The 13,845-nt window shown below is 60.1% G+C and carries 13 protein-coding genes; 3 read left to right on the forward strand and 10 right to left on the reverse strand.

The annotated features are described in order from the left end of the window. Positions 1-15: 15 nt before the first annotated feature. Positions 16-831, reverse strand: a complete 816-nt coding sequence (gene lgt, locus AB4O11_RS06815; protein ID WP_016983202.1) for a prolipoprotein diacylglyceryl transferase — start codon at positions 829-831, stop codon at positions 16-18. 79 nt (positions 832-910) lie between these two features. Then, positions 911-1,693 carry a sulfite exporter TauE/SafE family protein gene (locus tag AB4O11_RS06820; RefSeq protein ID WP_460089187.1) on the reverse strand — a complete coding sequence of 261 codons (783 nt, stop codon included), beginning with the start codon at positions 1,691-1,693 and terminating at the stop codon, positions 911-913. Positions 1,694-1,825: 132 nt separating this feature from the next. Between AB4O11_RS06820 and AB4O11_RS06825 the strand changes: the two genes are divergently transcribed. Continuing rightward, complete coding sequence (locus tag AB4O11_RS06825) at positions 1,826-2,572, forward strand: NRDE family protein (RefSeq protein ID WP_186620069.1); 747 nt, start codon at positions 1,826-1,828, stop codon at positions 2,570-2,572. Between the two features lie 247 nt (positions 2,573-2,819). Here AB4O11_RS06825 and ptsP read toward each other — a convergent pair whose 3' ends face one another. Both ptsP and AB4O11_RS06835 read right to left on the reverse strand, forming a co-directional pair. Beyond that, complete coding sequence (gene ptsP, locus AB4O11_RS06830; RefSeq protein ID WP_093429796.1) at positions 2,820-5,099, reverse strand: phosphoenolpyruvate--protein phosphotransferase; 2,280 nt, start codon at positions 5,097-5,099, stop codon at positions 2,820-2,822. A gap of 22 nt (positions 5,100-5,121) precedes the next feature. Beyond that, on the reverse strand, positions 5,122-5,601 hold the full coding sequence (locus tag AB4O11_RS06835; RefSeq protein WP_003229203.1) for an RNA pyrophosphohydrolase: 480 nt from the start codon (positions 5,599-5,601) through the stop codon (positions 5,122-5,124). Between the two features lie 143 nt (positions 5,602-5,744). Here AB4O11_RS06835 and AB4O11_RS06840 point away from each other — a divergent pair, with 143 nt between their 5' ends. After that, positions 5,745-6,401 (forward strand): histidinol-phosphatase, encoded by a 657-nt coding sequence (locus AB4O11_RS06840; RefSeq protein WP_257356563.1) that lies wholly within the window; start codon positions 5,745-5,747, stop codon positions 6,399-6,401. A gap of 105 nt (positions 6,402-6,506) precedes the next feature. On the opposite strand, the gene AB4O11_RS06845 is transcribed toward AB4O11_RS06840, so the two are convergent. Together AB4O11_RS06845 and ilvA are read right to left on the reverse strand one after the other, a co-directional pair. Further along, a complete protein-coding gene (locus AB4O11_RS06845) occupies positions 6,507-6,920 on the reverse strand; it encodes a DUF2269 family protein (RefSeq protein ID WP_093429794.1) in 414 nt (137 codons plus the stop codon). Between the two features lie 40 nt (positions 6,921-6,960). Beyond that, complete coding sequence (gene ilvA, locus AB4O11_RS06850) at positions 6,961-8,475, reverse strand: threonine ammonia-lyase, biosynthetic (RefSeq protein ID WP_041072159.1); 1,515 nt, start codon at positions 8,473-8,475, stop codon at positions 6,961-6,963. Positions 8,476-8,623: 148 nt separating this feature from the next. Between ilvA and rpiA the strand changes: the two genes are divergently transcribed. Next, the gene (rpiA, locus tag AB4O11_RS06855) at positions 8,624-9,298 is read left to right on the forward strand and encodes a ribose-5-phosphate isomerase RpiA (RefSeq protein WP_007913886.1); all 675 of its coding nucleotides are present in this window, start codon (positions 8,624-8,626) and stop codon (positions 9,296-9,298) included. Positions 9,299-9,444: 146 nt separating this feature from the next. Here the strand turns inward: rpiA and AB4O11_RS06860 are convergent, their stop codons facing one another. From AB4O11_RS06860 to AB4O11_RS06875, 4 genes are all read right to left on the reverse strand, one after another. Next, on the reverse strand, positions 9,445-10,362 hold the full coding sequence (locus tag AB4O11_RS06860; protein ID WP_257356565.1) for an SdiA-regulated domain-containing protein: 918 nt from the start codon (positions 10,360-10,362) through the stop codon (positions 9,445-9,447). Between the two features lie 115 nt (positions 10,363-10,477). Continuing rightward, positions 10,478-11,401, reverse strand: coding sequence for an SdiA-regulated domain-containing protein (locus tag AB4O11_RS06865; RefSeq protein WP_460130373.1), 924 nt, complete (start codon positions 11,399-11,401; stop codon positions 10,478-10,480). A 268-nt stretch (positions 11,402-11,669) separates the two neighbouring features. Continuing rightward, entirely contained in the window at positions 11,670-12,335 is a 666-nt protein-coding gene (locus tag AB4O11_RS06870; RefSeq protein WP_093429791.1) for a fumarylacetoacetate hydrolase family protein, read from the reverse strand. A gap of 41 nt (positions 12,336-12,376) precedes the next feature. Next, entirely contained in the window at positions 12,377-13,771 is a 1,395-nt protein-coding gene (locus AB4O11_RS06875; protein ID WP_026000500.1) for an FAD-binding oxidoreductase, read from the reverse strand. Between the last annotated feature and the right edge of the window lie 74 nt (positions 13,772-13,845).

A 13,845-nucleotide genomic window follows, 5' to 3' on the forward strand; every position in this document is an offset into this window, starting at 1 on the left:
GCCGGGGTTCGTAGTTTAAGCCGTCGGCGCGAGCGGTGCTGCCGGTGCGCGACGATAGGCCAGCCAGATCAGGAACAGCCCGCCGACGATCATCGGCACGCAGAGTACTTGGCCCATGGTCAGCCAGTTCCAGGCCAGATAGCCCAGTTGCGCATCCGGCACGCGGACGAACTCGACGATGAACCGGAAGATGCCGTAGAACAGCGCGAACATGCCCGAGACGGCCATGGTCGGACGCGGCTTGCGCGAGAAAATCCACAGGATCAGGAACAGCGCCACGCCCTCGAGCGCGAACTGATACAGCTGCGACGGGTGACGCGGCAGTTGCGCCGGATCGCTGAATGGCGGGAAGACCATGGCCCACGGCACGTCGGTCGCCTTACCCCACAACTCGGCGTTGATGAAGTTGCCGATACGCCCGGCGCCCAGGCCGATCGGCACCATTGGTGCGACGAAGTCCATCAACTGGAAGAACGACTTGCCGTTACGCTTGCCGAACCACAGGGCCGCGAGCATCACGCCAATGAACCCGCCGTGGAACGACATGCCGCCCTTCCACACTTCGAAAATCAGCGTCGGGTTGGCCAGGTAGGCACTCAGATCGTAGAACAGCACGTAACCCAGACGTCCGCCGACGATCACGCCCATCGACATCCAGAAGACCATGTCGGAGAGTTTCTCCTTGGTCCAGGTCGGGTCGAAACGGTTGAGCCGGCGCGACGCCAGCAGCCACGCACCGCCGATGCCGACGAGGTACATGAGACCGTACCAGTGGATTTTCAGCGGACCGATGGCCAGGGCCACCGGGTCGATCTGCGGGTAAGGCAGCATTGCGACTCCTCGTTAGAGTTGAAACCAAAATTCCCGGGCGACGCTGCCACCACAGGATTAAGCCAGGATTGCGAAGTGGTTAAAGCAAGAAGCTCAGACCCACGCTGAACAGCAAAGCGGCGAACAGCCGTTTCAGCAAGCGCGGCGACAACCGATGTGCCAAACGCGCGCCGATGCGGGCGAAAACCATGCTGGTCAGGGCGATGCCCAGCAGCGCCGGTAAATAAACAAAACCGAGACTATGCGGTGGCAACAACGGATCGTGCCACCCCAGAATCATGAAACTTAATGCACTGACCAGGGCGATCGGCAGACCGCAGGCCGATGAGGTTGCCACGGCTTGCTGCATCGGCACGCTGCGCCAGGTCAGGAACGGCACGGTCAGCGAACCGCCGCCCACGCCAAAAATCGCCGAGGCCCAACCGATCACACTGCCGGCCACGGTCAGACCGAGTTTACCCGGCACCGTTCGGCTGGCCTTGGGTTTGATGTCCAGCGCCAGTTGCACCGAGATGATCAAGGCGAAAACGCCGATGATCTTTTGCAGGTGCGGGCCAGAAATCGCTTCCGCAGTCAGCGCGCCGAAACCTGCACCGAGCAGGATGCCAACGGCCATCGACATGAAGATCGGCCAGCGCACTGCGCCTCGACGGTGATGCTCACGCACGGCGTTGACCGAGGTGAAGATGATCGTCGCCAGCGAAGTGCCGACCGCCAGATGCGTGAGGATCGACTGATCGAAGCCCTGCAAGGTGAAACTGAACACCAGCACCGGCACGATGATGATCCCGCCGCCAACCCCGAACAGCCCGGCCAGCACGCCCGCACAGGCGCCCAGCGCCAGATAGAGCAGAAATTCCATGACCGTCTCCCCAGACCGCATCCGCAAAACCGGAGCGGCATGGTAACGGATGCACACCCTTTGGCTCCACTGGCGATGGATGCACGGACGCCGGATGCGTAGAGTGAGCAAAAAACACACAAGGACCACCTTATGTGCCTGATTGTTTTCGCCTGGCGCCCGGGCCATGCCCAGCCGCTGATCGTCGCGGCCAACCGTGACGAGTTCTACGCCCGGCCAAGCCTGCCACTGGCGCCATGGCCAGAGGCGCCGCATGTGCATGCCGGACGTGATCTTGAGGCCGGCGGGAGTTGGCTGGGGATTGGCGCCAACGGGCGCTTTGCCGCGCTGACCAATATCCGCGATCCGCAGCAGGCGCCTGCGCGTAAGTCGCGGGGTGAGTTGGTGGCGCGGTTTCTGACCGGCGATGCGTCGATTGATGATTATTTGAGCGAAGTGGTCGGGCGTGCGGCGGAATATGCCGGGTTTAATCTGCTGCTCGGTAATAGTCATGAGCTGTGGCACTTCAATGCGCGGATGTCGGAGCCAGTAATGCTGGGATTGGGGGTTTACGGATTATCCAATGCCGGGCTGGATACGCCGTGGCCGAAGTTGCTCAAGGCCAAGGCAGCGTTAGGTGCAGTGCTGGATGATCCGACGCCTGCGCGGTTGTTGGGGTTGTTGAGTGATGCGCAGGTTGCGCCGTCGGCTGAGCTGCCGGATACAGGGGTGGGGTTGGCGACTGAGACTTTGTTGTCGAGTGTGTTTATTGCCAGTCAGAGTTATGGGACGCGGGCGAGTACGGCGTTGATCGTTCAGGCGGACGGGACTCGGCGGATGGTGGAGCGGAGTTTTGGGCCGTATGGCGGGCATCTTGGGGAAGTTGAGGTTTGTGTCTAAGAGCTGACCCTCACCCCAGCCCTCTCCCGGAGGGAGAGGGGGCCGATCGAGGTGTCTTGCGCCATACACCGACCTGAAAGACCGAGTCGATTATGGATTCGGCACAGCACTATCAGGTCGGGGCGCTTCGATTATGGATTCAGCACAGCCCTTTCAGGTCGGCGTAAGTCCGCAGCATCCCCGGATCAGTCCCCTCTCCCTCTGGGAGAGGGTTAGGCGGGCGGCGTTCCGATGAGGGGCTTTTGATTCAGAGGGCCTTGACCACCGCCGGCGGATGCATCTTCGACAACCCAAGGTTCTTCAGCGCCAATTGCAGCGAGCTGTGGATAACTTGCGGGTTGTCGATAGTCATCAGCTCCGCCAGCAATTCCTGAGCCTTGCTCAGATTGACCTGACGCAGCATCCACTTCACTTTCGGCAAGTTGGTGGCGTTCATCGACAGGCTGTCGAAGCCCATCGCCATCAACAGCACTGCCGCCGCCGGATCACCGGCCATTTCGCCGCAGATACTCACCGGTTTGCCTTCGGCATGGGCATCGCGCACCACGGTCTGCAGGGCTTGCAGCACCGCCGGATGCAGGTAGTCGTAGAGATCGGCCACACGCGGGTTGTTACGGTCGACCGCCAGCAAATACTGGGTCAAGTCGTTGGAACCGACGGACAGGAAGTCGACCATCCGCGCCAGCTCCTTGGTCTGGTACACCGCTGCCGGGATCTCGATCATCACGCCGATCGGCGGCATCGGCACGTCGGTGCCTTCGTCGCGCACTTCGCCCCAGGCCCGGTGGATCAGGTGCAGGGCTTCTTCGAGTTCGTGGGTGCCGGAGATCATCGGCAGCAGAATCCGCAGGTTGTTCAGGCCTTCGCTGGCCTTGAGCATCGCGCGGGTCTGCACCAGGAAGATTTCCGGGTGGTCGAGGGTGACGCGAATGCCGCGCCAGCCGAGGAACGGGTTGTCTTCCTTGATCGGGAAGTACGACAGCGACTTGTCACCGCCGATGTCGAGGCTGCGCATGGTCACCGGTTGCGGGTGGAACGCGGCGAGCTGCTCGCGGTAGATCGCCAGTTGCTCCTTCTCGCTCGGGAAGCGCTGGTTGATCATGAACGGCACTTCGGTGCGGTACAGGCCGACACCTTCGGCGCCACGCTTCTGCGCCCGCGCCACATCGGCCAGCAGGCCGGTGTTGACCCACAGCGGCATGCGGTGGCCATCGAGGGTCACGCACGGCAGGTCACGCAGGGTGTCGAGGCCCAGCGCCAGTTGTTTCTCTTCTTCGACGACTTCGGCGAACTGCTTGCGCAGCACTTCGCTCGGGTTGGTGTAAACCTCACCGCGAGTGCCGTCGACGATCATTTCGATGCCGTCGACCTTGGCGTACGGCAGGTCGACCAGACCCATCACCGTCGGAATGCCCATCGCTCGGGCGAGGATCGCGACGTGCGAGTTACCCGAGCCGAGTACCGAGACCAGACCGACCAGTGTGCCTTCCGGAACCTCGCCGAGCATCGCCGGCGTCAGTTCTTCGCTGACCAGAATGGTTTTTTCCGGGTAGACCAGGTTCTGCTGGCGCTCTTCCTGCAAGTAGGCGAGCAGACGGCGACCAAGGTCTTTGACGTCCGAGGCACGCTCACGCAGGTAGGCGTCGTCCATCAATTCGAAACGGTTGACGTGTTCCGTGACCACCTGACGCAGCGCGCCCTGGGCCCACTGGCCGGTCTTGATCACGGTGGTGATTTCGCTGCCCAGCGAGGCATCGTCGAGCATCATCAGGTAGACGTCGAACAGTGCGCGCTCTTCCGGGCGCAGTTGGGTCGCGAGTTTGGCGGACAACGCGCGCATGTCGGCGCGCACGCCTTCGATGGCGGTCTTGAACAGCGCCAGTTCAGCGTCGATGTCGGTGATGGTCTTGTCGGGCACCACGTCGAGATCGGCCGGCGGCAGCATGACCACCGCGGTACCGACCGCCGCACCCGGCGAGCCCGGCACGCCGACGAACTTGGCTTCTTGAATACCCTTGCCCTGACGGCCCAGACCACGGATCGAACCGGTGGCCTCGGCATGGGCGATAACGCCTGCAAGCTGGGCGCTCATGGTCACGAGGAAGGCTTCTTCACCCTCGTCGAACTGGCGGCGTTCTTTTTGCTGGATGACCAACACGCCGACGACGCGGCGGTGGTGAATGATCGGTGCACCGAGGAACGAGGCGTAACGCTCTTCACCGGTTTCGGCGAAGTAGCGGTAGCGCGGGTGATCCGCAGCGTTTTCGAGGTTCAGGGGTTCTTCACGCGTGCCGACCAGACCGACCAGACCTTCGTTGGGTGCCATGCTGACCTTGCCGATCGAGCGCTTGTTCAAGCCCTCGGTGGCCATCAGGACGAAGCGGTTGGTCTCGGGATCAAGCAGGTAGACCGAGCAGACCTGGCTGCCCATGGCCTCTTTGACGCGCAACACAATAATCCCCAACGCCGCCTTGAGATCCTTGGCGGAGTTAACTTCCTGGACGATCTTGCGCAGCGTATTGAGCATGGCTCGGGGTCGAACTCCGTCGTCAGTCGCGCGCTAAAAGGCGCGGGGCAAGCTCTTTGAGGGCGCGGCGATACACCTCGCGCTTGAATGTCACCACCTGGCCCAACGGATACCAATAGCTGACCCAGCGCCAGCCATCGAACTCCGGTTTACCGGTCAAATCCATCCGCACCCGCTGCTCGTTGGAGATCAGGCGCAGGAGAAACCATTTCTGTTTCTGGCCGATGCACAGCGGTTGGCTGTGCGTACGCACCAGACGTTGCGGCAAACGATAGCGCAACCAGCCCCGGGTACAGGCCAGTATTTCAACATCTTCACGTTCCAGGCCAACTTCTTCGTTCAGCTCGCGGTACAAGGCGTCTTCCGGCGTCTCTTCAGGGTTGATTCCCCCTTGCGGAAACTGCCAGGCATCTTGATTGATACGGCGAGCCCATAGCACCTGGCCGGCGTCATTCGTCAGAATGATCCCGACATTGGGGCGGAAACCATCGGGGTCGATCACGGCAACAACCTCGCAAACGCATGTCGCCGCATTGTTCCACAAAGGTTGATAAGGCGGCAACGAGGCTTCCTACCTTATGTGCACTCTTGTGAAAAGACCGTATTCTTGTCGCCTTTTTACTGACTTTTCAGCGGGTAACTGCAATGCGCCTGGCTCTATTCGATTTGGACAACACCCTTCTGGGCGGCGACAGCGATCACGCCTGGGGCGACTATCTGTGTGAACGCGGCTTCCTCGACCCGATTGCGTACAAGGCGCGCAACGACGAGTTTTATCAGGATTACCTGGCAGGCAAACTGGATAACGCCGCGTACCTGAACTTCTGCCTGGAGATCCTCGGCCGCACCGAAATGGCCGTGCTTGAGCAATGGCACAACGATTACATGCGCGACTGCATTGAGCCGATCGTATTGCCGAAGGCGCTGGAACTGCTGAAAAAACACCGGGACGCCGGCGACAAACTGGTGATCATCACCGCGACCAACCGCTTCGTCACCGCGCCGATTGCTGTGCGTCTGGGCGTTGAAACCCTGATTGCCACCGAATGCGAGATGGTTGATGGCCGCTACAGCGGGCGCAGCACCGACATTCCTTGCTTTCGCGAAGGCAAGGTCACGCGCCTGAACCGTTGGCTGGAGGAAACCGGGTATTCGCTGGATGACAGCTATTTTTATAGCGATTCGATGAATGACTTGCCGCTGCTGGAGCAGGTGGCGAATCCGGTCGCGGTGGATCCGGATCCGAATCTGCGTGCTGAAGCCGAGAAGCGTGGCTGGCCGGTGATTTCGCTGCGCGGCTGATTATGCCTTCGCGAGCAAGCTCGCTCCCACATTGGATCTGTGTCGTTCACAAATCCCCTGTGGGAGCGAGCCTGCTCGCGAATGGGGTCGACACGGTCTCAAGCCTTAAACAGGCTTGGCCCCCATCAACCCGGCAATGGCGAGAAACCCGACGCCGCTGACAATCGCCAGGGCCAGATTGAATTTCCAGTTGCCAACCCCCGTTGTCCACAGCCGATTCAGCCGAACAAGCAGCCACACTGCACTCAACGTGGCCACGGCATAAATCACGCTGGACCCCAGAATCCACAACTGCCCCAATGGCCAGCCAATCAGGTGCACCAACCACCAGCCGGTGAAAGGCATGCTCAGCATACCGATCAGCATCAAACACCAGATAAACAGCCAGGGACGCTGCATCGTGCTGGCCGGCCCTTCGCTGCGATTACGCCAGGTCAGGGCGGCAAGCCCCAGCCCGCTCGCGAGTATGACCACGGTCGCCGCGACGTGAAGGACTTTCAGGGTGGTCAGGGTTTCCATGTAATTCTCTTCCTTGGGCCATGCCCATCAGCGTAGCCGCTCAGCCAAGAAACAGCTGATAGGCCGGGTTTTCGCTTTCATCCCAGTACGGGTAACCGATTTCCTCAAGCGCCGCCGGCACCAGATGACGTTCGTCGTGCGGTACTTGCAGACCGGCGACCACGCGACCATCGGCAGCGCCGTGGTTGCGGTAGTGGAACATCGAGATGTTCCAGCGCCCACCGAGCTTGTTGAGGAAATTGAACAGCGCGCCCGGACGCTCCGGGAACTCGAAGCGGAACACCACTTCATCAATCACGTGCGCCGCGTGGCCGCCGACCATGTGGCGGATGTGCAGTTTGGCCAGTTCGTTGTCGGTCAGGTCGAGTACCGGGAAACCCTGCTCGGTCAGGCTCGCCAGCAATGCACTGCGCGGATCGTTTTCCGGATGGGTCTGCACGCCAACGAAAATGTGCGCTTCGCTGCCGGTGTTGTAGCGGTAGTTGAATTCGGTGATCTGGCGCTTGCCGATCGCTTCGCAGAACGCCTTGAAGCTGCCGGCCTTCTCGGGGATGGTCACAGCGATTATCGCTTCGCGGCCTTCACCCAGCTCGGCGCGTTCGGCGACGTGGCGCAGGCGATCGAAGTTGACGTTGGCGCCGGAGTCGATGGCCACAAAGGTCTGGCCGCTGACGCCGCGCAACTCGACGTACTTCTTGATCCCGGCCACGCCCAATGCGCCGGCAGGTTCGGTGATCGAGCGGGTATCGTCGTAGATATCCTTGATAGCCGCACAGATCTCGTCAGTGCTGACGGTGATCACTTCATCGACGTAGTCCTTGCAGATGTCGAAGGTGTGCTGGCCAATCTGCGCCACCGCCACGCCGTCGGCGAAGATGCCCACGGTCGGCAACACCACGCGCTCACCGGCGGCCATTGCCGCTTGCAGGCAGTTGGAGTCGTCCGGCTCGACGCCGATGACTTTGATGTCCGGACGCAGGTATTTCACGTAGGCAGCGATGCCGGCGATCAGGCCGCCGCCGCCGACCGGAACGAAAATCGCGTCCAGTGGCTGCGGGTGCTGGCGCAGAATTTCCATCGCCACAGTGCCCTGCCCGGCAATGGTGTGCGGATCATCGTACGGGTGAATGTAGACGTAGCCTTTTTCATCGACCAGTTTCAGCGAGTACGCCAGAGCTTCCGGGAACGAGTCACCGTGCAGCACTACTTTGCCGCCACGCGAGCGCACGCCTTCGACTTTGATCTCGGGGGTGGTCTTGGGCATGACGATGGTGGCTTTGACGCCAAGCACTTTCGCCGCCAGGGCCAGACCTTGCGCATGGTTGCCCGCCGACGCAGTGACCACGCCACGGGCACGCTCTTCGTCAGTAAGCTGGGTGAGTTTGTTGTAGGCGCCGCGAATCTTGAACGAGAACACCGGCTGCAAGTCTTCACGCTTGAGCCAGATGTCATTGCCCAGCCGCTCGGAGAGCTGGCGAGCGTTCTGCAACGGGGTTTCTACGGCAACGTCATAAACGCGCGAGGTGAGGATCTTTTTGACGTACTGTTCGAGCATCGGAAAGCATCACTGAGCGGGTTGGGCAGGGCCAAGGAGTCTAACCCGGCTTTTGCCCGGACGACCACACGAATCCAGAGGTTTTAGCCTCGCTTGCGGCTATAATGCCGGCCTTTCCGTTCTCACCTTGCCCGCTTCCGGAGCCCGCATGACCCAGGATCAACTCAAACAGGCAGTGGCTCAGGCCGCCGTCGACTTCATCCTTCCGAAACTCGACGACAAGAGCATCGTCGGGGTCGGCACCGGCTCCACCGCCAACTGCTTCATCGACGCCCTGGCCCAGCACAAGGGCGCCTTCGATGGCGCGGTGGCCAGTTCCGAAGCTACCGCCGCGCGCCTCAAGGGCCACGGGATTCCGGTGTATGAGCTGAACACCGTCAGCGACCTGGAGTTCTACGTCGACGGCGCCGATGAAAGCGACGCGCACCTGAACCTGATCAAGGGCGGCGGCGCAGCGCTGACCCGCGAGAAGATCGTTGCCGCCGTGGCCAAGACCTTCATCTGCATCGCCGACGCCAGCAAACTGGTGCCGGTGCTGGGCGAGTTCCCGCTGCCGGTCGAAGTGATCCCGATGGCCCGCAGCCACGTCGCCCGCCAACTGGTGAAACTGGGCGGCGACCCGGTGTACCGCGAAGGCGTTTTGACCGATAACGGCAACATCATTCTGGATGTGTTCAACCTGCAGATCACCAACCCGGTGGAGCTGGAAGCGCAGATCAATGCGATCGTCGGCGTGGTCACCAACGGTTTGTTCGCGGCGCGTCCGGCGGACTTGCTGTTGCTGGGCACCAGTGAAGGTGTGAAAACCCTGAAGGCTGAGTAAGCCCAGACTGCCCGAAATTAATGGGCAGACGAATAAACCTGTGGGAGCGAGCTTGCTCGCGAATGCGCCAGTTCAGCCAACATTTTCATTGGCTGACACGACGCCTTCGCGAGCAGGCTCGCTCCCACAGTGTTTTGTGGTGTTGGTTAGTTCGGGGTTGGTTTTTTGAAGACGTAAAACAGGTTCGGCTCGCTCACCAGATACAACGTCCCGTCATCATCCATCGCAATGCCTTCCGCCTGCGGCACGGTTTTCTTCAAACCCTGCCGGCCGCCACTGATGGACATGGTGCTCAACGGCCGTCCGCCGACATCCAGCTCCAGAATCAACCGCGACTCATCCGACAGCGCCAGCAAATGCCCGCTGCGCTCGTCGTATTGCAAACTCGACAGATCGCGCACAAACATCCCAGCGTCACGCTTGGGGTCGTTGATCACATGCACCGCGTAGGACTTTTCCGGATTGAAGTGCGGAAAACCGTGCACTTCGTAGATGAGCATCGGATTACGCTCTTTCGCGACAAACAGACGCTTGCCCACCGAGTCATACGCCAGTCCTTCAAAACCTTTGTTGCTGGCCATATGCACGCCGAGGGTCATCTGCTCGGCGTCCGCCGCGTCGAGGAATGTGGTGCCTGCCTCCAAGTGAATCTTGATCAGTCGCTGCTGACGCTCATCAGTGATCACGTAGGTGTCGGCGCTGATGTACTCGACGGCTTCGGGATCGCCAAAACCAATCAGGGCAATGCGCCGCAGGATCTTGCCTTCAAGCGACAGTTCGACCAGCTCGGAATTCTTGTTGGTCACGGTGAACAGGCTTTTGCGCACCGGATCGAAGGTCAGCGCCGAAACATCGTCGTCCAGCCCGTCAATCACCCGCGCCTCAATCTCCACGCGATACTGATCCAGCCCAATCGACTCGCTACTCTGCGGTTGCCACAGGGTGTGCAAGTTAAACCAGGCGCGCTCGAACAGGCGCATGTATTGACCGATCGCAATCAACGCGATCAGGGCAATCACCGACAGGAAGATAATCAGAGGCTTGGGGCGGGCAAGTCGACGCATGTGGATGGCTCGGGATCAAAACAGGCGGATGAAATATCACGCCCGTCTGAACTGAAGCTTAATGGCCACTTGCCTCAAACCACAAGCCAACCCCTGTAGGAGCTGCCGAAGGCTGCTATTTCTGTTTTTCGAAGCGATAGAACAGGTTGGGCTCGCTGACCATGTACAGCGTACCTACCTCGTCCATGGTCACGCCTTCGGCGCGGGGAATGGTGTTTTTCAGGCCATTGAAGCCGCCAAGCAGGGTCATGAAGCTGACCTGTTCGCCCTTCTCGTCCAGTTCCAGCAGCAGATGCGAGTCGGCGGACAGCACCAGTGTGTGCTGAGTGCGCGGGTCAATCGCCAAGGCCGAGAGGTTGCGAATATCCAGTTCATCACTGGCAAGTTTCTGCTTGTCGCCCTTGAGGGTCTGGCTGCCGTCGCTCTTCCAGGTGAACAGCGCCGGTGGCCGCTCCTCACCGAGCAGCAATTGCTGGTTGTGGGAATCCCAGGTAATGGCTTCGAAGGCTTTGTTCTGGTCTTTCGACGGGCCGAGGTCGTATTTCGGGAAGTCGGCGATATTCAGCTCGCGAGTATCGGCATCGACTTTGACGATCGACAGCATGTGCTGACGCTCGTCGACGATGGCCATCAAGCCGTTTTCCATCATCGTCAGGCCTTCCGGATTGCTCCAGCCCACCAGCGGCATTTTGCGCAGTACATCGCCCTGTAACGTCAGTTCAGCGAGAAACGGGTTCTTGCCCATCACCGAGAACAGCGTTTTGGTCTGCGGGTTGTAAGCCAGATCCGAAGCCTCGTCCTTCTCCATACCCTTCAGCGGTTTGGCATCGATGACCACCCGATAGTCCGGCAGCCAGATGCTTTCCTTCTGCTCGGCCTGGCTTTCAAAGCGCTCCTGCAGCCAAAGCACACCGCGATCATCCCAATGCATGGCAAACGCCACGGCATAAGCGGCGGCAAGCACCAGCAACAGCCAGACATACCAGCGCAGGGCGAAACGTGAACGGCGGGTGGGTTTGAGCTGAGTTTGAGATGACATCGAGGGACGCGTTCCGAAAATTCAGGCTATGGGTAATAGCACAAAGAGGCCGGCTCAGACGCCAGAATGAGAGGAATTATCCGTACAGGATGTGAAAAAAACGGCAAATGGCGGGATTGCCGTGTGTTGCCAGCGATCTTCAGGGCAGCACAAAACAATGTGGGAGCGAGCTTGCTCGCGAAGGCAGAGTGTCAGTCGACATCTTTGTTGACTGACAAAATGCTTTCGCGAGCAAGCTCGCTCCCACAGGGGATTTGCAGTGTGGCGGTTAGCGCACGCTGCTGTTGAAGCTGCTCGCGCCAACCAGTTCGAGAACGATGTCATCGCCAACGTTCAGCGGGCCAACGCCCACTGGCGTGCCGGTGAGGATCACGTCACCGGCCTGCAGCGAGAAGCAGCCGGCCATGTGCTGGATCATCGGCACGATCGGGTTGAGCATCGCGCTGCTGTTGCCGTCCTGGCGCACTTCGCCGTTGATGGTCAGGCGAATGCCGATGTCGGTCAGGTCAGCGAAGGTGCTGCCAACCACGAACGGGGCGATCACCGCTGCGCCGTCAAACGACTTGGCGATTTCCCACGGCAGGCCCTTGGCTTTCAGCTCGGCCTGCTTGTCGCGCAGGGTCAGATCCAGTGCCGGGGCAAAACCAGAGATGGCGTCGAGCACTTCTTCACGGCTCGGCTTGGTCGACAAAGGCTTGCCGATCAACACGGCGATTTCCGCTTCGTAGTGCACTGAACCGCGCTCGGTCGGAATGCTGAAACCGCCTTCCAGCGGCACCACGCAACTGCCCGGTTTGATGAACAGCAACGGCTCGGTAGGCACCGGATTGTCCAGTTCCTTGGCGTGTTCGGCGTAATTGCGGCCAATGCACACGACTTTCCCGATCGGGAAGTGGATGCGCGTGCCGTCGACGTACTGGTGCTGATAGCTCATTTACCGACTCCTGCCTTCATTGATTCATCAAAGATTGTCGATCAAACCGCAAAAATCTTGCCCGGGTTCATGATGCCGTTCGGGTCGAACACCGCTTTCACCGCTTTCATGTACTCGATCTCGACCGGCGAGCGGCTGTAGGTCAAGTAATCGCGTTTGGTCATGCCCACGCCGTGCTCGGCGGAGATCGAACCGTTGTACTTCTCGACGGTTTCAAACACCCACTTGTTGACGGTCGCGCATTTGGCGAAGAACTCGTCCTTGCTCAGGTTATCCGGCTTGAGAATGTTCAAGTGCAGGTTGCCGTCGCCGATGTGGCCGAACCAGACGATTTCGAAGTCCGGATAGTGTTCGCCGACGATCGCGTCGATTTCCTTCAGGAACGCTGGCACTTTCGACACGGTGACCGAGATGTCGTTCTTGTACGGCGTCCAGTGCGAGATGGTTTCGGAGATGTACTCGCGCAGCTTCCACAGGTTCTGCAGCTGGGTTTCACTCTGGCTCATCACGCCGTCGAGCACCCAGCCCTGTTCGACGCAGTGCTCGAAGGTTTCCAGTGCGCTGTTGGCCACTTCTTCAGTAGTCGCTTCAAACTCCAGCAACGCATAGAACGGGCAGTCGGTTTCGAATGGCGCCGGTACGTCGCCACGGCCCATGACCTTGGCCAGAGCCTTATCGGAGAAGAATTCGAACGCGGTCAGGTCGAGCTTGCCCTGGAAGGCGTGCAGCACCGGCATGATCGAGTCGAAATCGGCGGTGCCGAGAACCATCGCGGTGAGGTTTTTCGGCGCACGATCGAGGCGCATGGTCGCTTCGACGACGAAACCGAGCGTGCCTTCAGCGCCAATGAACAGCTGACGCAGGTCGTAACCGGTGGCGTTCTTGATCAGGTCTTTGTTCAGTTCCAGCACATCACCCTTGCCGGTGACGACTTTCATGCCGGCCACCCAGTTGCGGGTCATGCCGTAGCGAATCACCTTGATTCCGCCGGCATTGGTGCCGATATTGCCGCCAATCTGACTGGAACCTGCCGAGGCGAAGTCGACCGGGTAGTACAAGCCTTTTTCTTCGGCAACGTTCTGCAAATGCTCGGTGACCACGCCCGGCTGACAAACGGCGGTGCGGTCGGTGAGGTTAACGTCGAGAATCTGATTCATGTAATCGAAGGAGACGACCACTTCGCCGTTGGCCGCCACCGCAGCGGCGGAAAGCCCGGTGCGCCCGCCCGACGGCACCAGCGCAATCTTGTGGGTGTTGGCCCAACGCACCACGGCCTGCACTTGCTCGATGGTCTTGGGAAACACGATGGCGCTTGGCGCCGGGGCGAAGTGCTTGGTCCAATCCTTGCCGTACGCATTCAGGGAGTCGGCGTCGGTCAGGACCTTGCCAGGCTCGACCAGGGTCTTCAGTTCATCAATCAGGGCAGGATTGGTCATCGACAGAACTCTCGAACAATTCATGGTCATCCTGAGAACGCTTCACGTCGCAGGAATGAGTGTTTAGCGGGGAG

The organism is Pseudomonas sp. H1_D05 (assembly GCF_054682705.1).